This window comes from Pantoea sp. SJZ147, assembly GCF_007828605.1.
Taxonomy (GTDB): Bacteria; Pseudomonadota; Gammaproteobacteria; order Enterobacterales; family Enterobacteriaceae; genus Pantoea; species Pantoea allii.
Map to the genome: position 1 here is coordinate 79,132 of NZ_VIVB01000018.1, position 25,994 is coordinate 105,125.

21 protein-coding genes and 1 pseudogene are annotated in these 25,994 nt (G+C 49.6%); 17 read left to right on the forward strand and 5 right to left on the reverse strand.

Annotated elements, in window-relative coordinates; all coding sequences use genetic code 11:
• Positions 1-78 precede the first annotated feature (78 nt).
• From FBY13_RS21985 to FBY13_RS22030, 10 genes and pseudogenes are all read left to right on the forward strand, one after another.
• Positions 79-942 (forward strand): YicC/YloC family endoribonuclease, encoded by an 864-nt coding sequence (locus FBY13_RS21985; protein ID WP_063877724.1) that lies wholly within the window; start codon positions 79-81, stop codon positions 940-942.
• 191 nt (positions 943-1,133) lie between these two features.
• Positions 1,134-2,374, forward strand: a pseudogene (locus FBY13_RS21990) (tyrosine-type recombinase/integrase).
• A 165-nt stretch (positions 2,375-2,539) separates the two neighbouring features.
• Positions 2,540-3,751, forward strand: a complete 1,212-nt coding sequence (locus FBY13_RS21995) for an ABC-three component system protein (RefSeq protein WP_145395140.1) — start codon at positions 2,540-2,542, stop codon at positions 3,749-3,751.
• Positions 3,752-4,246 (forward strand): three component ABC system middle component, encoded by a 495-nt coding sequence (locus FBY13_RS22000; RefSeq protein WP_145395141.1) that lies wholly within the window; start codon positions 3,752-3,754, stop codon positions 4,244-4,246. It begins immediately after the preceding gene.
• Positions 4,246-6,228, forward strand: coding sequence for a DUF3732 domain-containing protein (locus tag FBY13_RS22005; protein WP_145395142.1), 1,983 nt, complete (start codon positions 4,246-4,248; stop codon positions 6,226-6,228). Before FBY13_RS22000 ends, FBY13_RS22005 begins: the two co-directional genes overlap by 1 nt.
• Positions 6,229-6,419: 191 nt before the next feature.
• Positions 6,420-7,025, forward strand: coding sequence for a Shedu immune nuclease family protein (locus tag FBY13_RS22010; protein ID WP_186440845.1), 606 nt, complete (start codon positions 6,420-6,422; stop codon positions 7,023-7,025).
• Positions 7,026-7,663: 638 nt separating this feature from the next.
• A complete protein-coding gene (locus FBY13_RS22015; RefSeq protein WP_063877727.1) occupies positions 7,664-7,939 on the forward strand; it encodes a hypothetical protein in 276 nt (91 codons plus the stop codon).
• Positions 7,940-8,461: 522 nt separating this feature from the next.
• A complete protein-coding gene (gene lpxP / locus FBY13_RS22020; RefSeq protein ID WP_063877728.1) occupies positions 8,462-9,385 on the forward strand; it encodes a kdo(2)-lipid IV(A) palmitoleoyltransferase in 924 nt (307 codons plus the stop codon).
• Between the two features lie 777 nt (positions 9,386-10,162).
• Positions 10,163-10,807, forward strand: a complete 645-nt coding sequence (locus FBY13_RS22025; protein WP_063877729.1) for an oligosaccharide flippase family protein — start codon at positions 10,163-10,165, stop codon at positions 10,805-10,807.
• Positions 10,808-11,255: 448 nt separating this feature from the next.
• A complete protein-coding gene (locus FBY13_RS22030; RefSeq protein ID WP_063877730.1) occupies positions 11,256-11,873 on the forward strand; it encodes a trimeric intracellular cation channel family protein in 618 nt (205 codons plus the stop codon).
• Here FBY13_RS22030 and ligB read toward each other — a convergent pair.
• A complete protein-coding gene (ligB, locus tag FBY13_RS22035; RefSeq protein ID WP_145395144.1) occupies positions 11,787-13,556 on the reverse strand; it encodes an NAD-dependent DNA ligase LigB in 1,770 nt (589 codons plus the stop codon). The two genes, FBY13_RS22030 and ligB, sit on opposite strands and share 87 nt — an antisense overlap.
• A 240-nt stretch (positions 13,557-13,796) precedes the next feature.
• On the opposite strand from ligB, the gene gmk reads away from it, so the two are divergent.
• The 7 genes from gmk (at position 13,797) to FBY13_RS22070 (ending at position 22,917) form a co-directional block, all read left to right on the forward strand.
• The gene (gmk, locus tag FBY13_RS22040; RefSeq protein ID WP_063877732.1) at positions 13,797-14,420 is read left to right on the forward strand and encodes a guanylate kinase; all 624 of its coding nucleotides are present in this window, start codon (positions 13,797-13,799) and stop codon (positions 14,418-14,420) included.
• A gap of 54 nt (positions 14,421-14,474) precedes the next feature.
• Positions 14,475-14,750, forward strand: a complete 276-nt coding sequence (gene rpoZ / locus FBY13_RS22045; protein ID WP_063877733.1) for a DNA-directed RNA polymerase subunit omega — start codon at positions 14,475-14,477, stop codon at positions 14,748-14,750.
• 20 nt (positions 14,751-14,770) lie between these two features.
• Complete coding sequence (spoT, locus tag FBY13_RS22050) at positions 14,771-16,879, forward strand: bifunctional GTP diphosphokinase/guanosine-3',5'-bis pyrophosphate 3'-pyrophosphohydrolase (RefSeq protein WP_145395145.1); 2,109 nt, start codon at positions 14,771-14,773, stop codon at positions 16,877-16,879.
• Positions 16,880-16,882: 3 nt separating this feature from the next.
• Complete coding sequence (gene trmH / locus FBY13_RS22055) at positions 16,883-17,584, forward strand: tRNA (guanosine(18)-2'-O)-methyltransferase TrmH (protein WP_063877735.1); 702 nt, start codon at positions 16,883-16,885, stop codon at positions 17,582-17,584.
• A complete protein-coding gene (gene recG / locus FBY13_RS22060) occupies positions 17,581-19,659 on the forward strand; it encodes an ATP-dependent DNA helicase RecG (RefSeq protein ID WP_145395146.1) in 2,079 nt (692 codons plus the stop codon). The genes trmH and recG overlap by 4 nt, the downstream gene beginning before the upstream one ends.
• Positions 19,660-19,745: 86 nt before the next feature.
• Complete coding sequence (locus FBY13_RS22065) at positions 19,746-21,119, forward strand: NCS2 family protein (protein WP_145395147.1); 1,374 nt, start codon at positions 19,746-19,748, stop codon at positions 21,117-21,119.
• Between the two features lie 118 nt (positions 21,120-21,237).
• Positions 21,238-22,917 carry an AsmA family protein gene (locus tag FBY13_RS22070; RefSeq protein WP_145395148.1) on the forward strand — a complete coding sequence of 560 codons (1,680 nt, stop codon included), beginning with the start codon at positions 21,238-21,240 and terminating at the stop codon, positions 22,915-22,917.
• Positions 22,918-22,950: 33 nt separating this feature from the next.
• Here FBY13_RS22070 and fabY read toward each other — a convergent pair whose 3' ends face one another.
• Genes fabY through yihX form a run of 4 tightly spaced genes read right to left on the reverse strand, consistent with a single transcriptional unit; the run spans position 22,951 to position 25,861 of the window.
• Positions 22,951-23,898: a fatty acid biosynthesis protein FabY gene (fabY, locus tag FBY13_RS22075; protein WP_026020958.1), complete on the reverse strand. Its 948-nt coding sequence runs from the start codon at positions 23,896-23,898 to the stop codon at positions 22,951-22,953.
• A 59-nt stretch (positions 23,899-23,957) separates the two neighbouring features.
• A complete protein-coding gene (gene dtd / locus FBY13_RS22080) occupies positions 23,958-24,395 on the reverse strand; it encodes a D-aminoacyl-tRNA deacylase (RefSeq protein WP_063877738.1) in 438 nt (145 codons plus the stop codon).
• A complete protein-coding gene (locus FBY13_RS22085) occupies positions 24,392-25,261 on the reverse strand; it encodes a virulence factor BrkB family protein (RefSeq protein ID WP_096011127.1) in 870 nt (289 codons plus the stop codon). Before FBY13_RS22085 ends, dtd begins: the two co-directional genes overlap by 4 nt.
• Positions 25,262-25,264: 3 nt before the next feature.
• Complete coding sequence (gene yihX, locus FBY13_RS22090) at positions 25,265-25,861, reverse strand: glucose-1-phosphatase (RefSeq protein WP_109718217.1); 597 nt, start codon at positions 25,859-25,861, stop codon at positions 25,265-25,267.
• Between the last annotated feature and the right edge of the window lie 133 nt (positions 25,862-25,994).

The window sequence follows — 25,994 nt, forward strand, 5'->3', positions numbered from 1 at the left end:
CTGTTCACGCTTACACCTGTTATGGTTAGCTTTGCCTCGTTATACTGACGCTAATCTTTCTGAAAATGAGTAACGCTTATGATCCGCAGTATGACCGCCTATGCCCGCCGTGAAGTCAAAGGCGACTGGGGCAGCGCCGCCTGGGAGCTGCGTTCCGTTAATCAACGTTATCTTGAAACCTACATCCGTCTGCCGGAGCAGTTCCGCGGGCTGGAGCCAATGATTCGGGAACGCATTCGTCAGCGTCTGACGCGCGGTAAAATCGAATGTAATCTGCGCTTTGATGCTGACCCGGGCGCGCAAGGCGAGCTGATGCTGAACGAGTCGTTGGCTAAACAGCTGGTTCAGGCCGCTAACTGGGTAAAAATGCAGAGCGACGAAGGCTCGATCAATCCGCTGGATATTTTGCGCTGGCCGGGCGTGATGTCTGCGCAAGAGCAGGATCTGGATACGATCAACACACAGCTGATCCAGGCGCTGGATGGCGCGCTGGATGATTTCATCGACGCACGCGAAAGCGAAGGTAGTGCATTAAAAGCGATGATTGAGCAGCGGCTGGAAGCGGTGACGCATGAGGTAAGTAAAGTGCGTGCTCAACTGCCCGACGTGATCAAGTGGCAGCGTGAACGTCTGATCGCCAAACTGGAAGATGCCGAAGTACAGTTGGAAAACAACCGTCTGGAGCAGGAACTGGTCATGATGGCGCAGCGTGTGGATGTCGCAGAAGAGCTGGATCGTCTGGATGCGCATGTCAAAGAGACGTACAACATTCTGAAGAAAAAAGAAGCCGTAGGACGTCGCCTCGACTTTATGATGCAGGAATTCAACCGCGAGTCGAATACGTTGGCCTCTAAATCAATCAATGCAGAGATCACCAACTCAGCGATTGAGTTAAAAGTGTTGATTGAACAGATGCGTGAGCAGATTCAGAATATCGAGTAAAGTTTCACGCGTTCTCGCTTAGTCTCATAAAGTCACATCAGGACAAAAAGGCCATTGTAAATCATGGCCTTTTTTGTTTTATATAGTCTCATGGAATATCACTACAGCGCGTGTTTTGTGTGTACATAGACGTGTACATACTGGCATTTATGACACGTAGTTTATGTAAATAGCAATGAGACAAGATAAGCATGGCGAAACTGACAGAAGTACAGATCAGAGCATGGAAAAATTCGGGTGAGCATTTTGAGGGAAGAGCTTATGGAGACGGGCTTTACTCAGCTCCATTTTGGCGCTTTCGCTATCGTTTTAGGGGAAGCAGCGGGCAATGGTCATAGGCTCTATCCTGAACTGTCACTCGCTAAAGCACGTGAAACAACCAAACAGCTATCAGCCCGTGTTACGTTGGGCTATGACGTTGCGGGGGAAAAGCAAGAACGCAAAGCAGAAGCGTTGAGGAAGATGGAGGACGCAAAGCACGCACTATGTGTTTCAGAACTAGCTGCTGAATACTTTGAACGTCAGATCCTCAATCGGTGGAAGCATCCAGACATCCTACGCCGTCGCATAGATAAAGACATTAATCCGGCAATTGGTCGACTCAGAATCGAAGAGGTTAAACCCAGACATATTGATGACATGCTTCAAAAAATCGTCCAGCGTGGCTCACCAACAGTCGCTAACGATGTGCTCAGATGGACTCGCCGTATCTTCGATTACGGAATAAGACGGCATATGCTAGAAACGAATCCTACTGGTGCTTTTGAAATTGATGATGCGGGTGGGCAGGAAAAAAGCAGGGAACGCTGGCTAAGCCGAGAAGAGCTTGTGCGATTCTTACAGGCAATGCCAATGACAAAAGGTTTCTTCACGTCAGAACGAGCTTACGATGAAGCTTCTGCTGGTATTCTGCTGCCGTAAGATGGAGCTTTGCGGTGCACGTTGGGAAGAGTTCGATCTTGATGAAGCGGTTTGGCGCTTACCCGCAGAGCGGGTTAAGAATGGCGATGCAATCGATATACCTATCCCGGCAGTAGCTCTTGAATGGCTAAAGGAACTGCATCAAATGTCCTGCAATAGCCAGTGGGTGCTTCCAGCGAGAAAAATGCAGCACCGGATGATTCCCCACATTCAGGAAAGCACACTCCCTGTAGCGTTGAGCAAGGTGAAGGGTAATCTGCCCGATATACCGAATTTTACTATTCATGATTTTCGGCGTACCGCACGATCACATCTGGCGGCGTTAGGAGTTGATTCAGTAGTTGCAGAACGCTGCCTGAACTACAGAATCAAAGGCGTTGAGGGGATATACAACCGTTATCAGTATTTCAATGAGAGGAAACAGGCGTTGGAGTTGTGGGCTGACTTGCTCGTATCTCTGGAAAGAGGTGAAGGCTATAACGTGATGCCACTAAAAAAGGTTATCGCATAAAGGAGACAGTCCCAGCTTTTCGTTAAAAAGACTAGATATTTCAAAATAATGGTTTCGAATGTGAACTTGAACAGAATTCTGGATGATAGTCTAGATTTTCACCATTATCTTCTTGTAATATGCCCAAAAGGGTGAAACAGCACCTTCTATTTTGGATGGAACCACATGGCAATTTCAAAAACGAATGGTCAATCTAAGCCCAAGCGTAAAACTGAGGTTCCTGGTCAAGCGTTAGGGTACAGCCTTCAATTTACACTGCTCACTCATTTGTTGCTTCAAGCGCCTGAGGGTAGTCTTTGCAGTTTGGAGGTACTTGATGACGTTGCCCAAGAGAATAATTCCGGTGATATCAAATTAATTCAAAGTAAAAGCGCTCTTACAGCTAATCCTGCAGCTGATCGTGCAAAATCATTATGGAAAACACTTTCTAATTGGATTGACCTTGCTACATCTCCAGGCTTCGAAGTGGAAAAAGCCATTTTTGAGCTATATGTATCGCGTCCAGTTGAAGGAAGTATTGTTAAAAAGTTTAATGAAGCTAAAACACCAGAGGATGCCCAAGAAGCCATTACCCATGCCCGAACAGAATTATGGGGAGATTCACCACACTTCACTTTGAAGGATGGCATCTCGAAAGAAATTTCCAAATACGTCGAAAAAGTCTTTACCGCAGACCAAAACCTTCTACAACGACTTATTTGCAACTTTCAACTGACACTTGGTAGTGGTAGTCCACAAGCAGATCTTGAAGCATGTGTGCGAAGCCATCCTGTCTCGCCTTCAAAGGTTAGCGATATCACTAATTATCTTTGCGGAAAAGTGAAACGCCACATCGATAAGCTTCTAGAGGCAGAAAAACCTGCTGTCATTGCCCGTGATGATTTTTACACCTGGTATAAAGCATATGTTCAGAAAATAGATCGCCAGATGGTTCTTTCTAGCCGCGCTCAGGCCCCAGTAAAAGAGAAGGCTCAGGAGTATCTTCCTGATAAATTTGTCCAACAATTAGAGATCATCGGCCTGCCTTATGAAGAAATACTTGGAGCCATAAGTGACTATTTAATGGCCTCATTCGACCGAACTGATTGGGCTGCGCGGGGAGAAGTTGACGAAACCTCATTTGATGATTTGGATACTGTGCTACACAGAACATGGAAGAATAAACAGAGAATCTGTGGTTTAACACACAGTGAAAAGCCCGAACAAGATCAAGGGCAGCTACTTTACTTTGAATGTATGCAGTTTAATACCCCACTTCAGGCTATGTCTCCGCCAAGCCATTTTATTCCCGGTTGCTATCATATTTTAGCTGATAGCTTAGCTGTAGGATGGCATCCAAACTATACGACGCAGTTGAAGAATAAGAAGGTCGCATAAATGCTGGCAAGAGAAGCTCAAAATATTCAGAATCCTGCATTAGGTGCTGCTCTTGTATGGCGGTTTTGTTGTGGTTATGTCAAAACTAATCGAGTAAGCGCGCCCCCTCCTCTTCCATTTCTCTTTCTGGTACTTCCTATAATTCTGCATCAAGAGACTTCTGAGTTTGTTAAGCGTACCTATAAAAGTTCAGGGCTGCGGGCTTTTGCTGCAAAGTTTGGCGATTCATCGGTATCAAAGCAAGATTTGCTGTTTCAAATTCATGAACGTTCAATCCGTTGGCGACAGCTTAGCCTACGATCAATTGAGCTTGCTGCCGCAAGCGATCTACTCAAATTGCAAGATGAGGGTGATGTAATCCCTTTATCGAAAAAAAAGGCGAGGGGATTATCGGATGAGGTAAAGACACTCATGGATTTGGCAGAAAAACTGGGCTCTTGGTTTGGCGAACTCTCGATTCATGAGGTAGTGACAACTTTAAAGGTGAAACTCTAATGTATTTTCAGATTCGAGGCATCATACTCTGGCCACGAAATAAAAATTTTAAGCCTCGTACCATTCGTTTTGAACTCGGCAAAGTTAATGTTATCAGTGGTGCCTCACGCACTGGGAAATCGGCAGTAATTCCCATCATTGATTATTGTCTTGGTTCCAATAGCTGTTCAATTCCAGTAAATACTATTCGTAGATATTGTGAGTGGTTTGGGATCGTCGTGGCAACAGAGCAAGGTGAAAAATTGTTGGCACGAAAAGAACCAGGAAACCAACGTAGTACCACTGATATGTATGTATTAGAGGCTGAAAATATTACGTCCATCCCCAGCCGTCTGGAAAAAAACACTAATATTATTGCAGTAAAGAGAATGCTTGATGATTTGGCTAACCTTTCGAATCTTGACTTTTCAGGTGGTGATGAAAATTCAGGATTTGATGGCCGACCAGCTTTTCGTGATTTAGCTGCTTTCACATTTCAGCCGCAAAACGTTGTTGCTAATCCCGATGTTTTATTCTTTAAAACTAATACCTATGAACATAGGGAAAAATTGCGGAAGATTTTTCCCTATGTCCTTGGCGCAGTAACATCTGAATTAATGGCTAAACAGTTTGAACTCAATAGAACTCGCCTATTGTTACGTCGCAAAGAAAGAGAACTCAAAGATGCCCAAGCTATATCAGCACAATGGCTTGCTGATTTAAAGTCTAAGTACAGTGAGGCCCAAGAACTTGGCTTGGTACCTAAACCGCAAGAACAGTTATCCCGAGAGCAAATGATTGGGCACCTTGAAGAAGTTATTTCACAAACCGATCTAGCTTTGAAAGTAACCGTATCAACAATTTCAGACGCTTTGGATGAATTAAATAAGCTCGAAAACGAAGAGCGATTAGTTTCTCGTGAACTAACTACAATGCGTCACCGTCTTGAAGAAATGAACCGTCTACGAGTTGGAGTACATCAATATGAAAATGCCCTTCTAATGCAACGTGACCGGCTTAAAATTTCTGGCTGGTTATTATCTAACGCAAATGATGAGTCAGATTGCCCCATGTGTGGTAGCCATTCTGATTCTGCCAAGCAAAAGCTACAAGTTCTTGTCCAACGACTATCAGATGTTGAGGCTGCGATAGGAGCTGATACCCATAAGGAAGTTCCAGCCGCATTTGATAGAGAGCTACAACGTGTAACCTCTGAAGTGTCTAACGCAACCGAGCGTTTAAGGTCCATCCAGTTAAGTAAGCGAGCCTTAACGAGCAGATCGAAGGAGGCGCGTGAGCAACAGTTTTCCACCAGGCGTGCTGAGCGTTTCATCGGCAATATCGAATCTGCGCTACAGTTACATAGAAAACTAGGAAGCGATAGTGAACTTGTAGAAGAAGTAAATAATCTCAAAGAAATAGTACAGAACTTTGAAAAAGAGTTACGTGAAAAAGATATCGAATTGCGTAAAAACCAAGCATTAAGAATTATTAACGCAAAGGCAGGGAATATCCTTCAAGGTTTAGACGTTGAAGACCCAAATGCACCTATTTCTTTAGAAATTAATGACCTAACAATAAAAGTATTAGGGGATGAGCGTGATGATTATCTTTCGGAAATAGGAAGCGGCTCAAATTGGCTCTCCTATCATTTGGCAGTATTACTCTCTCTCCATCAATTTTATTTAAGTCAAAAAAATAATCCTGTACCTAGTTTTCTTATTCTTGATCAACCAAGTCAGGTCTATTTTCCTAAATCTACTCAGCTTCAAAACGTTGCTAATGAAGATGAACCAAAGCTTCGTGATGAAGATGTTGAGGCTGTTAGACGGGCATTTGAAACAATGGGTAACGTAGTGATTAAGGAAAAGGGGAAACTTCAACTAATAGTTTTAGATCATGCACCAAGCGAAGTTTGGGGAGGAATTGATGGTGTCGTTGGATTGCCAGAATGGCGCGACGGTATTAAATTGGTCCCGATGGAATGGTTAACTGATGCTTAATTAAATCATCTATTATTCCGTATACAGAGGTTAAAATTTATCAGACTAAAAGCATATTACTTTTTCTGATAGGTTTTTGATATTTGACTCTTCTTATTTCCAATATCAATATATCCGAGCACTGAGGCTCATGTACTGTTAGAACAGCTATTAATTCACAAAGTTGTGTTGAACTAATAATGAGTATAAAAATGAACGAATTGATCACCTTAATTAATACTGATCCCGAAGAATCAACAGTGCAGAAATTTTTCGAGAAACATCCGGCCTCAATCATTGGCACTGCCTATGCACTATCGAATTCATTGATAGCTAAACTTCCATTAGGTGTCGATTTTGTTACAGATTTTACATGGGTAAATCCTCGTTCTGGGCATACATATGTTTATCTGCTTGAAATCGAAAAACCTTCTAAATCAATTTCTAATAAAGATGATTCATTTACTCAAAGTTTAAATCACGCATACGGACAAGTGGAAGATTGGCTGGGTTGGTACGCGAGAAACCAAGATGCCTTTCGAGATATATTAGTCCCATTAAAGTCTCATAATGACTTACCGCCATTTTTTGCTGTAAGAGGAATTTTGATCTATGGGAGAGGTTCGGGGTTAAGTAATAACAGGAGAGAGGAGCGTTGGGTTCAAAAAGGATTATCAAATCCATTTATTGAAGTACGAACATATGATGGGTGGGCTCGTGAAAAAAATACTATACCTCCTCATGATATATTATCTGACTATCTATCCACTATGCATTATTCAAACCGCGCTTATATCAACAATGTAGTGGCACACTGAATTTGGCCACCTGAACAGAGGTGATACGCTCACCTCAGAACATTACAGGTTCCCCAATGAAAAGAAGAAGTTTCAGCGCAGAATTTAAACCCTGCCAACCTATAGATTGATATCATCAAGCATTAACACATTATAACCGCATGCGCTTCATCTCGTTAACCTCCCGAAAAGAAAAACTCCCTGTTAAAAAACGTCATCATCAATCATAGAAGCCTGACAGCCGACAACTCAGGTAAAAAATAAGAATGAGGAAAATTCTTATGTATGTAAGATCAGTACATGACGTTACGTGTCAGCACGTGTAATCGTGCCTACCTCATTGAGTTATCACTCAGAATGCGTATGTAAGAAATTTTATACGCTTTGATAAGTACGATTAGTTTTAAGTTGTCTTTCATTACCCAAAATGCGTTATTCCGAAAGAAATCATTAATTAAAAGCCAGATGCGCAAAAACGTTCAGAAACGATAAGCCTGCTTATTTTTAATGCTCGGTATTATAACACAACAAAAAAACACCAATTCGCTCACATTTTCGTATTAAAAAAGCAAAGATGAGAAATAAAAAACGAATGTTCTACTAAAGTTTTATTTTTAAATGCCGTTCTTTCTTTGTGAAACCAATCAGAGACTGAAGCCATGAAAAAATTAACTTTTGTGTTTGTATTAATGACGTTATCGCCATTGTCTTTTGCCACTGGCGGACAAATCAATTTCAAAGGTTCAATTGTGGAACCCGGTTGTGACACACTTATTGTTAATTCTCAGATTAAACAAAGTTGCACGAGAGGAGGTAAAACTGAAGCCACAACCCTGCGTATGAATGACAGCCAACAATCTTTGCCGCTTAAGCTGGGTAAGGTGCAGTTAAAAAAAGTCGGTGATTTTCGCCTGATGACGATTACCTATAACTAGGATTTTTCTTTTCCAGACTCGGTTTTTCTCTTAAGCCATACACGTTACGTATGTGGGTAAACGTGTATCGCTTGTGGGGATAATTTCCGCTGAATTTCCAGTTCTCAAACATCCTGAACAGTGCGCACGCATTCATCATGTAGCTTTTCACAAGAAGCCTGTGCATACTCATGCATAGTCATTTTTTAGATTTTTGCCACTAAGAATGTAAATTTATCGAAAAGATGGTGGCTGTTGAGTACAGAACTGTCTTAATTTCCAGACGCCTGTTTTGCTATCCTCAACACACAACCGAAAAAATAAGACATTGTTTTATAACAATAAAATTTTTTCACACCACCATTTCTTGCTCGATGACGCGCCGATGCAATCGATCATCCTAATCCTGAAGATGACGAAAGCTCACTGTGACAGAGGGCACTTTTTGATAAAGTGCTGGTCGTAGTTAGTACAGCCGTACCGCTTGGGAACTTAAGGAATGGGTCTTTTTGCGTTACATCCATCAATCCTTTAAGGTCAATGATGAAAAACACCAGGCAGTTCAGCAGCACGCTTTTACATCCCCGTTATTGGTTTACATGGTTTGGTCTTGGCATTCTCTGGCTCTTAGTTCAACTTCCCTATCCTGTCCTGATGCGACTTGGCGCAGGTGCCGGTAAACTTTCCCGTCATTTCCTTCAGCGTCGAGAGCGCATTACCCGTCGTAACATTGAACTTTGTTTTCCTGGCATCAGTGATGAAGACAAAGAAAGCATGATTGCGGGAAACTTTGCTTCTCTTGGTATGGCGCTGCTTGAAACGGGCATTGCCTGGTTCTGGCCGGACCACGCCGTTAAGCGCCTGTTTACTGTCTCAGGGCTTGCAAACCTCTATTCTGCTCAGAATGAAGGCCGGGGCGTGATGTTAATCGGCATCCATTTTATGTCTCTGGAGCTGGGTGGCCGCATCAGCGGGTTGTGTCAGCCGATGATGGCAATGTACCGACCACATAATAACCGCGCGATGGAGTACGTTCAGACCAAAGGCCGCATGCGATCCAATAAAGCGATGATTGACCGTCGCGATCTGCGCGGGATGGTACAGGCGCTTAAGCAGGGCGAGTCCGTCTGGTTTGCACCGGACCAGGATTACGGCCCAAAAGGCAGTACTTTCGCACCGCTGTTCGCCGTTGAGAAAGCAGCGACAACAAACGGCACATACGTTTTATCTCGCCTGGCCAAGCCTGCGATGGTGCCGATCATGCTGATTCGTAATCCAGGCAACGATGGTTATAAACTGATTATCGAACCGATTCTGGAAAACTACCCTCATACGGATGAATCAGCCGCCGCTGCCTATATGAATAAAGTGATTGAGAGCCAAATCATGCGAGCGCCTGACCAGTACCTTTGGCTGCATCGCCGATTTAAAACGCGTCCACCAGGTGAAGCGTCTCTCTACGTATAACGATAAAGCAGGCTCAAGCCTGCTTTATTTTTTCATACTGCCGCTATCGCTCTTTCCCCGTTACGACTCACAGCACGTGCTCATCCAGCGTGCAAATATCAATATTCTGTCCTGACCATAAAACGGCCGCACCCGCATCTGCCATACCTCCTCTTATGACGTTGTGCCTCTCTACCATGAACATATTCTGACGTCTGGGAAATTTTTACGTTCAGAATGGATAAGCGCTACGACCATTGCTTACATAACCACCTTGCACTTTCTTTGCCCCGGCTTAAGTGTTTCATACGGGAAAAATCCTGGGTCATCGCCTTAAAACGACGCTATGTATAACGTTTCAAAGCCTTTTTTATTTTGTATGGTTTACTACTGAATAGTCATACGTGACTTTGCCACAAGTCGTTATGAAGCGTTTATTTAGCAAGTGAGAAATATCATCCAGACAATAAACATTATCGCCTTTCTCAAATCACATATCAGATTTTCCTTATGATGTTAACCTCATTAAAAAGCGTTATAAATTATCTACACACAGCAAAACCTTTATAACGATATAACAGGGATCGTTTTTAATGTTCATCGTTAAATCAAGAACAGAAGAACAGGTTTGGGCATTAAACATAAAAAAGCATTTAGCACTCCACGTGATTTTTATACAGTGCTGATGTGCTCAAGGCCGTGTTAACTGAAAAACCACAATAAAATATAAATAACTCCGAGGGTAAGCAGGCATCACTGTCTGCTTACCGTCATAACAATTTACCCGGCGGGAATATTATGGCGATACGTAAAATAAATCTTATACACGTTAATTGGCCGCTTCTTTCATCGTTTAAAATATTAAGCATTGGCGTATTGCAACTTTCCCTGCTGGGTAAAATCCTGCAGGCTGAAGCCTTTAATTTGTTGGCTGTTGTCATTGCGGGATTGCTGGTCATTGACACACTGGCGGATCGCGGGTTCTCAAACAGCGTGATTCGTTATTCGACACTCTCAGTCAATAGGTTATCGGTTATTTACTGGGGCAACATACTGCTGGGACTGATCATTTTTGCTGTTTTTTTTATTTCCGGCATTGTTGTCGATCGGCTGTTTAATCAGCCACAGATAACCATGATGCTTGAGATGGCTGCCGTCATCTTTATCATCATTCCTCAGGGGCAACACTATCGCGCGATATTGCAGCGCGAAAAACAATTTTCCGATATCGCATTTTGCGAAATATCATCCGTATTCGTGGGCCTGGTCATTACACTGCTGACGGTATGGAGCACACCTTCGGTTTTGTGCGCACTATGGGGCTACCTGGCAATGGTGTCAGTAAGAATGCTGGCTTACTGCTGTTATGGCCGTATATGGTTTCAACCGGTATACCAATTTAGTCTGAAAACATTCTTCCAGATCTGCCTCAGGAATATATAATGCGCTAGCTGGATGCCGGACACCTGAAAAGCGGTCTTGCCGTGTTGTCGATCAGCACGGTTTTTATAAGACCTGGCACGTTGCATCAACAGCCTTCTCCGCTCGCTTAACCCACACTTCACTTGCGCTCACCCCGCATACGGGCTGCCATTAATCAGCCCTGTAGATTCCCGGCTTACGCTGTTTCCTTTCTCTGTTTATACCAACATAATGTCGTCTCAAAGAGCCTGAGCCGTGCAATACGTCAACGGGGAGTAAGGCTGACTCGGTTTATCCAATAGAATTTGTGTTGATACAGGCCCTTAATTTTCCATAAATTATTGATTAATAAAAGCTTATCCTGAAAGGGTGAGTTTTTACTGATACTTTTAAAGCTATTAACAGAAAATCTCAGTCGCGCCGTTCTCTTCAGTGGCGTAGCCTTGCCGCCGTCTTCCTGGAGCCTGCTATGTTACTTACTGTTCTCTATATCCTTGGTATCACCGCTGAGGCAATGACGGGGGCGCTGGCCGCTGGCCGTCGTAAAATGGACCTGTTTGGTGTGATCATCATTGCTTCTGTGACCGCGATAGGCGGGGGTTCAGTGCGCGATATTCTCCTTGGTCATTATCCGCTGGGTTGGGTAAAGCATCCTGAATACATCATGATCGTAGCCGCTGCTGCCGTGGTGACCACGTTTGTCGCGCCGTTAATGACCCATCTACGAAAGGTGTTTCTGGTACTGGATGCGCTTGGTCTGGTGGTGTTTTCTATTATCGGTGCGCAGGTCGCCCTGGATTCGGGCCATGCCATGATTATTGCCGCGATCAGTGCGGTTATTACCGGCGTCTTTGGCGGCGTTTTGCGCGATATGTTTTGTAATCGTATCCCGTTGGTGTTTCAAAAAGAGTTATATGCCGGTATCGCGTTCGCATCAGGCTGGATGTACATCCTGCTGCTGAAAACCCCTCTGGCACATGAGGTTGTGATTATTATCACCTTACTCTTTGGCTTTTTTGCCCGCCTGCTGGCCCTGCGATTTCGCCTCGGTTTGCCCATCTTCAATTATCCCCATCCCGATCATTGATGAGGAAGGGATACCCTGCTGCTGTAAAAAGGTAATCAACGTTCGCAGCCCGGCATCCTTAAGATGTGAGGTAATACGTTCTGCACGCAATGCGCCCACGCCGGGCAGAGATTGCCAGCCTTTTACATCCCGAGTCAGCACAGCGTCCCACGCTTTATCGTCTAATGCGCGCAGTGCCTTTTGCGGCAGTTCAATGCCCAACGCATTGAGCCAGCGACGCAAAGGTTGTTTCCGGGTCAAATCAAACCGATGCCAGATGTGTTGTGCTCTCTCGGATGAGATACCCGCTGCGGTGGCGATTTGTTCTGGCGTAATGGCCAGCCAGGAAAACAGATGCGTAATACAGCCGGTTTCCAGTAGCCGTTGCCAGGTACTGCGTTGCACACCAGGAATATCGAGCACTGACTTTTGGCTCAGCCAACTCAAACGCGCCAGTAACTGGCGATGGCAATCCGGCGTTAAGGTATAACAACTTAGTCGCGTGAATTGCTCAGGTTCAGGCGGTTCAGGGTAATCCCGCTGCGCCACGCGCCAGATAACACGATCAAGCCGTGGAATGCCCTGACCCGCAAGGCTAATCGTCACCTGATCGCCTGCGATAATATCCTGCTCACGCCAACGTTTTAGCGACCCTATACTGACTCGCCTGACGGTTTTATCATCCAACTGCACAGGTTGCAGGTTCAGTACCACTGCGACTTTTCCCGTGCGCCCTATCGAAAAATCAACGGAGCGTACCTCACTGCTGACCGCCGGTGGCTGGTATTTCCAGGCGATAGCCCATTCCCCCTCACCTGGTTGCCAGTATTTTCCCGCCGGACGTGTTGCCTGATGCACGACAACGCCATCGGTGACAAAAGGCAAGGGTGCATGAAACCAACGATCACGCCAGCTTTCAGCCTCCTCTTCATCCTGAACGGGTTGGGTCCAGTGACTGGCAAGATCGAATCCCCATGCGGCCAATCGGTTCAGGCGTTCATGCATACTGGCTGGCCCGTCAGGCCAGCCCCAGATAAAAATACCCAGTTGTTCCAGAAGCGGCGAGTCTTCCTGACTCATCATTGCCCCCGCAACGCGGGCTCTGGCGTTCTTTCCGCCATCGGTCGCCTGTTGATGACCGGTCATCCGCAAAAAAAGCTCGCCCTGTAAGACAACGGTAGCGTCATCACTGTCAATCATCGCCGGAATGGCGGGAATCCGTCTGGCTTTCGCCAGCCACTGCTCACCGTGTAAACCATCTCCACGGCTAATTAACGACACCAGTTTTCCCTGTCGATAGATTAGCGAGACGGCAACACCATCGATTTTCGGTTGGACCCAAAGGTCTTGTCGCGTCTGCATCCAGTAACCCAGTGCACGTTTATCCTGTACTTTTTTTACGCCCGTATGCGCAACCGGATGCCACAAGGTACCGTCCCCCGGCAAAGCAGGCACATAGTCGTCCGCCGTCTGCGTAAAACAGCGCTGCCAGTGGTTAAGCCGCTGCTGCAAACTATCGTAATCTGCATCCGCAACCAGCGAATGCCCCTGCTGGTAATACGCGTTATCCCAGTGCCGAAGCTGTTGTTGCAGGTGACCGATCTCACTCACCGCACGTGCAGGCGTCCATGCAGGACACAAGGCCCCAAAGGAATAAGTTGGGCTGAATAACAGCATCAGCCCGGCAGTTAACATCCCTTTCATCCGTCACCTCCTGATTTTTTATCATTCAAGCGCTGAACGTCAGGCTGAGCCAGCTGCATTCGCGCATTCTGGGACGGCTTGTGTGAACATTGAGGTGTGTTTTCAGATGCGAAAAGCGGCTTTGCGTACCTGGTCGCATAAACTTTTCACCGTGATGGCGGCGCAAACGCTGCGTGGCGCGGGGAAGCTGTGTATACTGTGCAGGAAATCGACTCCGCACTTAATCAATTCAAGAAAATCATGGCCCAAGGTACGCTCTATATTGTTTCTGCTCCCAGTGGCGCAGGGAAATCCAGTCTGATTCAGGCGCTGTTAAAAACGCAGCCGCTGTATGATACGCAAGTGTCTGTTTCACATACCACGCGCGGCATGCGGCCGGGCGAGGCACATGGTGAACATTACTTCTTTGTTCAACAGCATGAGTTCGAAAAGATGATCGAGGAAGATGCCTTCCTTGAGCACGCGAAAGTTTTCGACAACTATTACGGCACCGCGCGTAAGACGATTGAACAAGTTCTGGCGACCGGCGTAGACGTTTTTCTTGATATTGACTGGCAAGGTGCGCAGCAAATTCGCGCTAAAATGCCCGACGCGCGCAGTATATTTGTATTGCCTCCTTCTAAAGAAGAGCTGGATCGTCGCCTGCGTGGTCGCGGTCAGGACAGCGAAGAGGTCATTGCACGTCGTATGGCACAGGCCGTGGCAGAAATGAGCCACTATGCCGAATACGACTATTTAATCGTGAATGATGATTTTGATTTGGCGTTATCCGATCTGAAAACCATTATTCGCGCAGAACGTCTGCGCATGGCCCGTCAGAAAGCGCGCCATGACGCTTTGATCAGCAAACTGTTGGCAGTCTGAACCCAGTTTCAGTATGATGCCGAGTCATTTCTTCATCTGTGGAGTAGCACACCTATGGCACGCGTAACCGTTCAGGACGCAGTAGAAAAAGTGGGTAATCGTTTTGACCTGGTGTTGGTCGCTGCACGTCGTGCACGTCAGATGCAGGTAGGCGGAAAAGATCCGCTGGTTCCCGAAGAGAACGATAAACACACCGTTATCGCATTGCGCGAAATCGAAGAAGGTTTGGTCACCAATCAGATTTTAGATGTGCGTGATCGTCAGGAGCAGCAAGAGCAGGAAGCCGCGGAGTTACAGGCCGTTACCGCTATCGCTGAAGGTCGTCGTTAACAGCTAGCTGCAGGTCAACCTTGTATCTGTTTGAAAGTCTCAATCAACTGATTGAACAATACTTGCCTGAGGACCAGATTAAGCGCCTCAAGCAAGCCTATCTCGTATCACGTGATGCCCACGAGGGACAGACACGCTCCAGCGGCGAGCCTTACATCACGCATCCTGTCGCGGTAGCCTGTATTCTGGCAGAAATGAAGCTCGACCATGAAACCCTCATGGCCGCGCTTTTGCATGACGTCATTGAAGACACGCCTGCCACCTATCAGGATATGGAACAGCTGTTTGGTAAGAGCGTTGCCGAGCTGGTTGAAGGCGTTTCAAAGCTGGATAAGCTGAAATTCCGTGATAAGAAAGAGGCGCAGGCAGAGAACTTCCGCAAGATGATTATGGCGATGGTGCAGGATATCCGCGTCATTCTCATCAAGCTGGCTGACCGCACCCACAACATGCGTACGCTCGGGTCGTTACGTCCCGATAAACGCCGTCGCATCGCGCTGGAAACGCTGGAAATATACAGTCCTCTGGCACATCGCCTGGGGATTCATCACCTAAAAACGGAACTGGAAGAGCTGGGTTTTGAAGCGCTCTACCCCAATCGTTTTCGGGTGATTAAAGAGGTCGTGAAAGCGGCCCGTGGCAACCGTAAAGAGATGATTCAAAAAATCCTCTCTGAGATCGACGGTCGCCTGCAGGAAGCCGGTATTCCCTGCCGGGTAAGTGGACGCGAAAAGCACCTTTACTCGATTTACCGCAAAATGACGCTGAAAGAGCAGCGTTTTCACTCGATCATGGATATTTATGCCTTTCGCGTTATCGTGAAAGATCTGGATACCTGCTACCGCGTCCTGGGCCAGATGCACAGCTTATACAAGCCACGTCCGGGCCGGGTGAAAGACTATATCGCCATTCCCAAAGCTAACGGCTATCAATCTCTGCATACCTCTATGATCGGGCCGCATGGCGTACCGGTTGAGGTGCAAATCCGTACCGAAGATATGGATCAGATGGCCGAAATGGGGGTTGCCGCGCACTGGGCTTATAAACAAGCTGGCGAAAGCGGCACCACGGCGCAAATTCGTGCCCAGCGCTGGCTGCAAAGCCTGCTGGAGCTGCAACAGAGCGCCGGTAGCTCATTTGAATTCATTGAAAGCGTGAAGTCCGATCTCTTTCCGGATGAGATCTACGTCTTTACGCCAGAAGGCCGCATCGTCGAATTGCCGACCGGCTCCACGCCGGTCGATTTTGCCTATGCAGTTCATACCGATATTGGTCATGCCTGTGTGGGCGCGCGCGTTGACCGTCAGCCTTATCCGCTGTCCCAGACGCTCACCAGCGGCCAGACCATTGAGATTATTACTGCGCCCGGCGCACGTCCTAACGCCGCCTGGCTCAACTTTGTGGTCAGTTCCAAAGCGCGCGCTAAGATTCGTCAGCTTCTGAAAAACCTCAAGCGTGAAGACTCGGTAAATCTGGGACGTCGCCTGCTCAGCCATGCGATGGGCGGCAGTCGTAAACTGGCGGAAGTGCCGGCTGAAAACATCAAGCATGAGCTTGACCGCATGAAGCTGACCTCGCTGGACGATCTGTTAGCAGAAATCGGCCTGGGGAATGCAATGAGCGTGGTAGTGGCCAAAAACCTGCTTCAAACTGACACTAACGCGCTCAATAGCAACAAAAAACAGGGCAAGCTGCCCATCAAAGGCGCGGACGGCGTACTCATTACCTTTGCGAAATGCTGTCGTCCTATTCCCGGCGATCCGATTGTTGCACACGTCAGTCCAGGTAAAGGCCTGGTTGTTCACCATGAATCCTGTCGAAATATTCGCGGCTATCAAAAAGAGCCAGAAAAATTCATGCCGGTGGAGTGGGATAAAGTCACGGAGCAAGAGTTTGTGGCTGAGATCAAGGTCGATATGTTTAATCACCAGGGCGCACTGGCGAACCTGACGGCAGCGATCAACACGGCGGGCTCCAATATTCAGAGCCTGAATACTGAAGAACGCGATGGCCGCGTTTACAGTGCCTTTATCCGTCTGACCGCACGCGATCGCGTCCACCTGGCGAATATCATGCGTAAAATTCGTGTGATGCCGGATGTGATTAAAGTTCACCGCAACCGTAACTAGTGCATGAATCCTCAACGCTTTTCTCGTATTCAGGAAATGCTGGCCCTGCGTCAGCATGACCTTACCGTCTGCATGGAGCAGGTGCATAAACCGCACAACGTTTCCGCGGTGATCCGCACTGCGGATGCGGTGGGGATTCATGAGGTCCATGCCGTGTGGCCAAGCCAACGCATGCGAACCCAGGCTTCGGCTTCGGCCGGCAGCAATAGCTGGGTAAAGGTTGTGACGCACCGTTCAATCACCGACGCTATTGGCCATCTTAAAACGCAAAAGATGCAGATACTGGCGACAAACCTCTCTGCTGACGCTGTGGATTTTCGTGAGATTGATTACACCAAACCCACGTGCATTTTGATGGGTCAGGAAAAAACCGGTATCACAGATGAAGCCCTGGCCCTGGCCGATCGTCACATCATTATTCCGATGGTGGGAATGGTTCAGTCACTCAACGTTTCCGTTGCGTCCGCGCTGATTCTTTATGAAGCCCAGCGCCAGCGGCAAAATGCCGGTATGTATCAACGCCAGTCCAGCCTTCTGGATTACGAAGAACAACAGCGCCTGCTGTTTGAAGGGGGCTATCCTGTTCTGGCGCGCGTGGCAAAACATAAACGGATGCCCTATCCCCATATCAACGCGCAGGGCGAGATAGAAGCCGATGACAGTTGGTGGGCAACGATGCAAGCAACAGGCAGAAGTAAGAAATGAAAGGCCGTCTGCTGGATGCCATACCGCTCAGTACCCTGACCGGCGTCGGCGCCAGCCAGGCAGCAAAGCTGGCTAAAATTGGCCTGCATACTATCCAGGATTTACTGCTACACCTTCCTCTGCGTTATGAAGATCGCACCCAGCTTTATGCTATCAACGACCTGTTACCGGGAATTTGGGCAACGGTCGAAGGCGACGTGCTGCATACCGACATTACTTTTGGCCGCCGACGTATGATGGTGTGCCAGATCGGCGATGGCAGCGGCGTGTTAACCATGCGCTTCTTCAACTTCAATGCCGGTATGAAAAACAGCCTCGCACCCGGCCGCCGGGTAACCGCCTGGGGCGAAATTAAACGCGGGCAGCGCGGCGCCGAAATTATCCATCCGGAATACCGCGTACAGGGCGAGCACAGCCATGTGACGCTGGAAGAAACCCTGACGCCGGTCTATCCCACAACCGAAGGCATTCGTCAGGCAACACTGCGCAATCTTACCGACCAGGCATTAACTCTGCTGGAAAACTGCCCTATTACGGAACTGTTGCCGCAGGCGTTAAGCGGCGGACTGATCAGCCTGCCCGACGCCTTACGCACGCTGCATCGTCCCCCACCCGATGTCAAACTCAGCGAACTTGAAAGTGGGCAGCATCCCGCTCAGCGCAGGCTGATTCTTGAAGAACTGCTGGCGCATAATCTCAGTATGCTGGCGGTTCGGGCCGGTGCGCAGCGCCATTACGCGTTGCCGATGCCCGCCCGTCATACGTTGAGTGACCGCTTACTGGCCGCCCTGCCTTTTTCCCCCACTGCCGCCCAAAAACGCGTCGTGGCGGAAATTGAAAAAGACTTAGCGCACGATTATCCCATGTTGCGGCTTGTCCAGGGTGACGTGGGATCGGGTAAAACGCTGGTCGCGGCCCTTGCGGCCCTGAACGTTATCACCCACGGCAAACAGGTGGCGCTGATGGCACCGACAGAGTTGCTGGCTGAGCAGCATGCCAATAATTTCCGTCAGTGGCTTGCGCCACTTGGCCTGGAAGTCGGCTGGCTGGCGGGCAAACAAAAAGGGAAAGCGCGGCAGGCACAGCAAGATGCTATTGCCAGCGGCAACGTAGCCATGGTGGTCGGTACGCATGCCCTGTTTCAGGAGCAGGTGAAGTTCAACGGTCTGGCGCTGGTGATTATTGATGAACAACACCGTTTTGGGGTTCACCAGCGGCTGGCGCTGTGGGAAAAAGGGGAAGAGCAGGGTTTCCATCCTCACCAGTTGATCATGACCGCCACACCGATTCCGCGTACCCTGGCGATGACCGCTTATGCCGATCTCGATACCTCAACCATTGATGAGCTGCCGCCGGGCAGAACGCCGGTGACGACTGTGGCCATTCCTGACAGCCGTCGCAGTGAGATCATTGCCCGGGTGCAAAGCGCTTGCCATGAAGGTCGTCAGGCTTACTGGGTCTGTACGCTGATTGAAGAGTCCGATCTGCTCGAAGCCCAGGCCGCAGAAGCGACATGGGAAGAGTTAAAAATCGCGCTGCCGGACTTGCAGGTAGGGCTGGTGCACGGCCGCATGAAGCCAGCGGAGAAACTGGCGGTGATGCAGGCCTTCAAAGCGAACGAGATACAGCTGCTGATCGCCACGACCGTTATTGAGGTCGGCGTGGATGTGCCAAACGCCAGCCTGATGATCATTGAAAATCCAGAACGCCTCGGTCTTGCCCAGCTTCACCAGCTGCGCGGGCGCGTAGGCCGTGGCGCAGTCGCGTCTCACTGCGTACTGCTGTATAAAGCGCCGCTGAGCAAAACGGCACAGAAGCGTTTACAGGTGCTACGCGACAGCAACGACGGCTTTGTGATTGCCCAACACGATCTGGAGATCCGCGGGCCGGGCGAACTGCTGGGTACGCGCCAAACCGGTAACGCGGAGTTTAAGGTCGCCGATCTCCTGCGCGATCAGGCTATGATTCCTGAAGTACAACGCGTCGCGCGGCACATCCACCAGCACTATCCCGAACAGGCACAGGCACTGATCGAGCGCTGGCTACCGGAAACCGGCCGCTACAGCAACGCATGACGCCTTTTTTTGCACCACCAGGCAAACGTTTGCTTTTGATCCGTGGACGATTACAATCGCCACACTTTTTTTTGGGAACCGTTACGATGTCAACCAATCAGCAGCTTAACCCCACTACCGCCAGTAAAAGTGAACTGATTTACCGTCTGGAAGATCGTCCGCCACTTACGCAAACCCTGTTTGCGGCCGGTCAGCATCTGCTGGCCATGTTTGTCGCCGTGATTACGCCCGCGCTGTTGATCTGCCAGGCATTGGGTTTACCGGCACAGGACACGCAGCACATTATCAGCATGTCCCTGTTCGCCTCTGGCGTGGCATCCGTTCTGCAAATCAAAACCTGGGGGCCGGTAGGCTCAGGCTTGCTGTCCATTCAGGGCACCAGCTTTAACTTTGTGACGCCGCTGATTATGGGCGGCATGGCGCTGAAAAATGGCGGCGCAGATGTGCCCACCATGATGGCGGCGCTGTTTGGCACCTTGATGGTGGCATCCTGCACGGAAATGGTACTGTCGCGGGTGCTGCATCTGGCACGCCGTATCATCACGCCTCTGGTGTCTGGTATTGTCGTGATGATCATTGGATTGTCCCTTATTCAGGTTGGCCTGACGTCCGTCGGTGGTGGTTTCGCCGCCATGAACGACCACAGCTTCGGCGCGCCTAAAAACCTGCTGCTCGCCGGTGCCGTTTTGTTGGTCATTATCCTTCTGAACCGTCAGAAAAATCCTTACCTGCGCGTCGCCTCACTGGTGATTGCCATGGCGGTTGGCTACCTGCTCGCCTGGGCGCTGGATATGCTGCCATCCATCAATACGCCCGCAAACCAGCCACTGATTGCGCTACCGACTCCGCTCTATTACGGCCTGGGTTTTGACTGGAACCTGCTCATCCCGCTGATGCTGGTGTTTATGGTGACCTCGCTGGAAACCATTGGTGATATCACCGCCACCTCTGACGTGTCGGAGCAGCCGGTGAGCGGTCCTTTGTATATGAAGCGCCTGAAAGGCGGCGTGCTGGCGAATGGCCTTAACTCGTTTGTGTCTGCCCTGTTTAATACCTTCCCCAACTCCTGCTTTGGACAGAATAACGGCGTTATCCAACTTACCGGTGTTGCCAGCCGCTATGTTGGTTTTGTCGTGGCGCTGATGCTTATCCTGCTGGGCCTGTTCCCGGCGGTCAGTGGACTGGTACAGCATATCCCTGAGCCGGTTTTGGGCGGTGCCACTATTGTGATGTTTGGGACCATCGCAGCATCCGGCGTGCGTATTGTCTCCAGAGAGCCGCTGAACCGACGCGCCATCATGATTATCGCCTTCTCGCTGGCCGCAGGACTTGGCGTGTCACAGCAACCGTTGATTCTGCAGTTTGCGCCTGACTGGCTGAAAACCTTACTCTCTTCAGGTATTGCCGCAGGCGGTATTACGGCGATTGTGCTTAATCTGATCTTCCCACCGGAAAAGTGATTTTTAAGGCAGGTCAGGACCTGCCTGCTATTTATGCTGATTTACATCCAGGCGGTTGAGCTATAACGCTAATTCAGGCATAACAACCTTTCAGCGGACTGAACCCGGGAAGGATACGATGAAATTTATAGGAAAGTTTTTCCTCACCTTATTGTTACTGCTACTGTTTGCGTTAGTGGTGCTGTATGTACTGCTGCAGACACAGTGGGGCGCGGGCTGGTTTAGCCGTTGGGTGAGCGACAAAACGGAATGGCATCTGTCGCTGAGTAAAATCGAACATAACTTTTCATCACCTTCGCACATTATTCTGGATGATTTCAGTTTTGGTCATGATGGACAGCCGGCTGTGCTGGTCGCCAGGCGCGTCGACTTGGGCATTGCCCTGTTGCAGTTCAGCGATCCTTTTCACTTTGCCAGCATAGAATTACGTGACGGTGAGGTTAATCTTGCTAACCTGGCAACGAATAGCGCATTACCCGTGCAGGCTAACCGCCTGCAACTGAACAATATGCGCATCGACAGCCCCTCTTCGGCGTTACCGCTTTCAGCCCTGCAGGTGAATGGCGGTATAGTGCCGTGGGCCCCGTTGACTGGCGATGTGCTGGGACGGGATGCGCAGTTCCAGATGAGTGCAGGCAAGATGACGCTAAACAGCGTTGCGGGTGAAAATGTGCTGATTCAGGGCAATGTGTCACAGGGCCGCATGGTGTTTAGCAACATCGGTGCTGATTTAGCCCGCGGTTCCATGACCGGTAACGGAGAGCGTGATGCGCAGGGAAACTGGAAGATCACTCAACTCCGCCTGAACGATATCCGTTTGCAAACCGCCAGCACGCTTGTTGATTTCCTGAAACCCTTTGAAGAAGTGCCGTCGGTGACGCTAAACCGCGTCGACATTACCGATGCCCGGCTGCAGGGCCCTGACTGGGCGGTAACCGATCTCGATCTGACACTGAAAAATCTCAGTTGGAAAGGCCGGGACTGGCAGAGTCAGGATGGTTCACTGGCGATGAACGCCGGTAACTTTATCAACGGCAAATTCGAGCTTAACGATCCCATCATCAACATGGACTTCTCGCCACAGGGGATTGCCCTGACCCAGTTCAGCTCGCGCTGGGCCAACGGCGTCATCCGTGCCGACGGAAACTGGTCGCGTAACGACAAGCAATTGACGCTGAATAATCTTGCCGTCGCGGGCCTGGAATATACGCTGCCGCAGAACTGGCGGGCGTTATGGCAGGCTCCCCTTCCCGACTGGCTGGGCGGCCTTATCGTGAACCGTTTCACCTCAAACCGTAATTTGATCATCGATATCAACCCTGCGTTTCCTTTCCAGCTCACCTCACTGGATGGCAGCGGGGAGAATCTGCAGCTGGCCCGTCAGCATCAATGGGGAATCTGGTCAGGTAAACTCAGCCTGAACGCTGCGGAATCGACCTTTAACCGCACCGATCTGCGCCATCCGTCCATTGCGCTGGAGGCTGACGATCAACAAATCAAGGTGACGGAACTGAGCGCGTTTAGTGGTAAAGGTTTACTGGAAGGCACGGCAACGGTAGGACAGCAAGCCGTCCGTCCTCTCAGCCTGAATCTCACGGGGCGCGGCGTACCGGTCAATGTCTTGCAAAACTGGGGCTGGCCCGCGCTTCCACTGGAAGGTGACAGCAATTTTCAGTTGCGACTCAATGCCTCACTGAAGGACGGGCAGCCGTTAGCCCCCTCAGTTAATGCCACGCTGTCGGTGAATACAGACAGCCAGCAACTGCAGCAAACCATGCAGGCAGGACAGGTGAAGTAAAAACACACAGGGCCGCAATCGCGGCCCTGTTGTTTAATTGATGCGTGCCCCTGAGCCGCCTTCTTCCAGCGGCCCGTCAGGGTCAACGGGCAACACGATGTAGACCGCTTCAAACACCGCGCCACACTCATCATCACCAAATAACTGCACATCAAGCTGAACCCGGGCTTTACGGCCTCGCGCCAGGCGATCGAGATCGCCACTCAATGATCCGAGGTCGGCAATGGCACCCGGCCTGCCCGTAATCGGACGGCTGTAGCGTATGTGCGCATCAGCCAGAATAATGGTGCCGCCCAGGTGACGCTCACGCAGCAACAGCCAGATCAGTCCCCAGCCGGTAAGCGTTGCCAGCGAAAACAGACTTCCGGCAAACAGGGTATGGTGCGGATTTTGGTTGCCGGTTTCCGGCATGGTGGTAATAAATTTTTGCCCGGTGTATTGCAGGATGCGCACGCCCATTTTCTCACTCAATGGAATGTGCTCATACCAGGCCTGCTGCAACTGCCCGCACCAGTCAGCGCGGTGTAAAATATCATCCAGCGTGACAACCGGTTTAATCATCAGGAAGTGACGCACCGGCGTGGTTTGCGGTGCGGTAATCTCGCCCTGATTGACGTATCCGAGCTTGGCGAAGAACGCCACCGCGTCCTCACGCGCGCTGCACGTCACGCGCTTTACGCCTTCCTGACGCGCTACCGACTCCAGCGTCATCGCCACCAGCGTGCCCAGACCTTTTCCCTGGACGGTAGGATGTACAGCAAGGAAGCGGATAGCCGCCTCATTATCCGCATTGATGTAAAGTCGCCCTACCGCAACGGGTTTACCTTGTTCATCCACCACCATTTGATGATGCGCTAACGCATCCCAGGCATCACGCTCAGAACCCTGCGGCTGATGCAGCGGCTTTCGTAACATTTCCCAGCGGAACTGATAATACACATCCAGCTCTTCCGCCGTTTGTGGCACACGAAGATGATACATAAAGTGTTTCTCTCGTTCTGATGCGGGGTTGCGGATGTTTAGCCGCGCGGTATGCGGCGTCATACCTGTAACCAGAAGGTTACCGGCCCGTCGTTAACCAACGCCACCTGCATATCAGCAGCAAAGCGGCCATTGGCGGTCGTCACATCATGGCGACGGCAACACGCGCTGAAATAGTCGTAGAGGCGTTCCGCTTCTTGTGGCTCTGCCCCACCAGAAAATGAGGGGCGCATGCCCTTTTGCGTATCGGCAGCCAGCGTAAACTGCGACACCACCAGTGCACTCCCGCCCGCCTGTTTGACGTTCAGGTTCATCTTGCCCTGTTCATCACTGAAAATGCGATAGCCCAGTACGCGCTCCGCCAGCCGCTCGGCGTGCTTTTCATCATCACCTTTTTCAACACCCAACAGAATCAACAACCCCTGTCCGATTTCACCCACAACCGCGTTATCGATACTGACGCTGGCACGCTGTACGCGTTGAATTAAAGCAATCATCCGTCCTCTCGTTCTTTTTCTCTTTCCTGCCGTTTGAACTGGCGGTAGTCATCTAAGGTGACGGTAATCTCTGCGCCGAGGAGTACGATACACCAGGTCCAGTAAACCCACAGGAATAAAATGGGGATCACCGCCAGCACACCATAGATCAGTTGGTATGACGGGAACATCGTAACATACAGCGCAAAGCCCTTTTTCCCCAGTTCAAATAACAGCCCGGCGACCAGCGCCCCCGTAAGCGCATCGCGCGCGGGCACTCGCTGTGTCGGGACAATACTGTATAGCAGCCAAAACGATAGCCATGATAAGAGCAACGGAAAGAAACGCAGCATCTGATCGACCAGACTGGTTACCCCCGTCACATTTATCCACTTCAACGACAGCAGATAAGAGCTGATGGCTAAACTGGCACCCGCCAGTAACGGCCCGAGCGTTAATATCATCCAGTACACCGCAAAGGAATAGACCAGCGGCCGCTTTTTGTCGCTGCGCCAGATAGCATTCAGGGCAGAATCAACGGAATGCATCAGCAACAGTGCCGTCACGATCAGGCCGACGGCACCCACGGCCGTCATACGATGGACGTTGGCCACAAACTGCTCAAGATAACGTTGTAGCGTATTACCTGCAGCCGGCATGAAGTTGGTAAAAATGAAATTCTTAAGCTGGACGCTGATGTCAGAGAACACAGGAAACGCCGCAAACAGCGCAAAGACCACGGCAATCAGCGGAACCAGCGCCAGTAACGACACAAAAGCCAGGTTACCGGCCTGCGTCGTCATGGCGTCATTATCAATGCGTTTCCACAGCAGCTTGAGCCACAGCCAGAACGCATGAAACCCGGGGCGAAAATGACGTAACTTCATGGCTTAATGCCGACCCGCGAACCAGTCAGGTACGGTGGTGCTATCGGTCACCAGCACTGTCTCAATCCCCAAGGCGCGTGCACCCTCAATGTTCTGCGCGTTGTCATCGAAGAACACGGCCTGATCGGCGCTAAAGCCTTCAGCGGCCAAAACATGCTGATAGATTCTCGCTTCGGGTTTGCGCATGCCTAGCTCCTGCGACAAATAGATCTTGTCGGCCGCCTGCTGCACGTCAGGATACTGCGTCGGCCAGAAGCTACAATGCAGCGCGTTGGTGTTGGAGAGAATCACCACTCGATGTCCCTCCTGCCGCAGTTGATGCATTATCGCCAGCGTATCCGGGCGGACGCCAACGAATATTGCCTGCCAGCCTGCCGCAAACTGTTCATAGCTCAGTGCGATATCCAGCTTTTCACACAGGGCTTCAGCGAAGGCTTCGTCACTGATTTCACCGCGCTCATGCTGCTCAAATGCCTCATCCATATGGAAGTGACTTTGAAGCGATGCCAATGGCACGCGGCTAAGGTCACTCCAGACACCTAACACGCGGTTAAAGTCGATATCAATAATCACATTGCCCAAATCAAAGATATAAAGCATGGTGCCTCCTCGGGTTCCCTGGATCATTCACTCTAGCGGTAAAAGCGCAGCCTGAACAGGCAGCCTGGACGAGAAAAATATAAACGCTAAGTTAAGGCACGACGGCACGACGTTGAAAGGGGATAGAGAAGAA

Coding starts and splice junctions, on each gene's coding strand:
- FBY13_RS21985 (WP_063877724.1), top strand. CDS start 79: ATGATCCGCAGTATGACCGCCTATGCCCGCCGTGAAGTCAAAGGCGAC.
- FBY13_RS21995 (WP_145395140.1), top strand. CDS start 2,540: ATGGCAATTTCAAAAACGAATGGTCAATCTAAGCCCAAGCGTAAAACT.
- FBY13_RS22000 (WP_145395141.1), top strand. CDS start 3,752: ATGCTGGCAAGAGAAGCTCAAAATATTCAGAATCCTGCATTAGGTGCT.
- FBY13_RS22005 (WP_145395142.1), top strand. CDS start 4,246: ATGTATTTTCAGATTCGAGGCATCATACTCTGGCCACGAAATAAAAAT.
- FBY13_RS22010 (WP_186440845.1), top strand. CDS start 6,420: ATGAACGAATTGATCACCTTAATTAATACTGATCCCGAAGAATCAACA.
- FBY13_RS22015 (WP_063877727.1), top strand. CDS start 7,664: ATGAAAAAATTAACTTTTGTGTTTGTATTAATGACGTTATCGCCATTG.
- lpxP (WP_063877728.1), top strand. CDS start 8,462: ATGAAAAACACCAGGCAGTTCAGCAGCACGCTTTTACATCCCCGTTAT.
- FBY13_RS22025 (WP_063877729.1), top strand. CDS start 10,163: ATGGCGATACGTAAAATAAATCTTATACACGTTAATTGGCCGCTTCTT.
- FBY13_RS22030 (WP_063877730.1), top strand. CDS start 11,256: ATGTTACTTACTGTTCTCTATATCCTTGGTATCACCGCTGAGGCAATG.
- ligB (WP_145395144.1), bottom strand. CDS start 13,556: ATGAAAGGGATGTTAACTGCCGGGCTGATGCTGTTATTCAGCCCAACT.
- gmk (WP_063877732.1), top strand. CDS start 13,797: ATGGCCCAAGGTACGCTCTATATTGTTTCTGCTCCCAGTGGCGCAGGG.
- rpoZ (WP_063877733.1), top strand. CDS start 14,475: ATGGCACGCGTAACCGTTCAGGACGCAGTAGAAAAAGTGGGTAATCGT.
- trmH (WP_063877735.1), top strand. CDS start 16,883: ATGAATCCTCAACGCTTTTCTCGTATTCAGGAAATGCTGGCCCTGCGT.
- recG (WP_145395146.1), top strand. CDS start 17,581: ATGAAAGGCCGTCTGCTGGATGCCATACCGCTCAGTACCCTGACCGGC.
- FBY13_RS22065 (WP_145395147.1), top strand. CDS start 19,746: ATGTCAACCAATCAGCAGCTTAACCCCACTACCGCCAGTAAAAGTGAA.
- FBY13_RS22070 (WP_145395148.1), top strand. CDS start 21,238: ATGAAATTTATAGGAAAGTTTTTCCTCACCTTATTGTTACTGCTACTG.
- fabY (WP_026020958.1), bottom strand. CDS start 23,898: ATGTATCATCTTCGTGTGCCACAAACGGCGGAAGAGCTGGATGTGTAT.
- dtd (WP_063877738.1), bottom strand. CDS start 24,395: ATGATTGCTTTAATTCAACGCGTACAGCGTGCCAGCGTCAGTATCGAT.
- FBY13_RS22085 (WP_096011127.1), bottom strand. CDS start 25,261: ATGAAGTTACGTCATTTTCGCCCCGGGTTTCATGCGTTCTGGCTGTGG.
- yihX (WP_109718217.1), bottom strand. CDS start 25,861: ATGCTTTATATCTTTGATTTGGGCAATGTGATTATTGATATCGACTTT.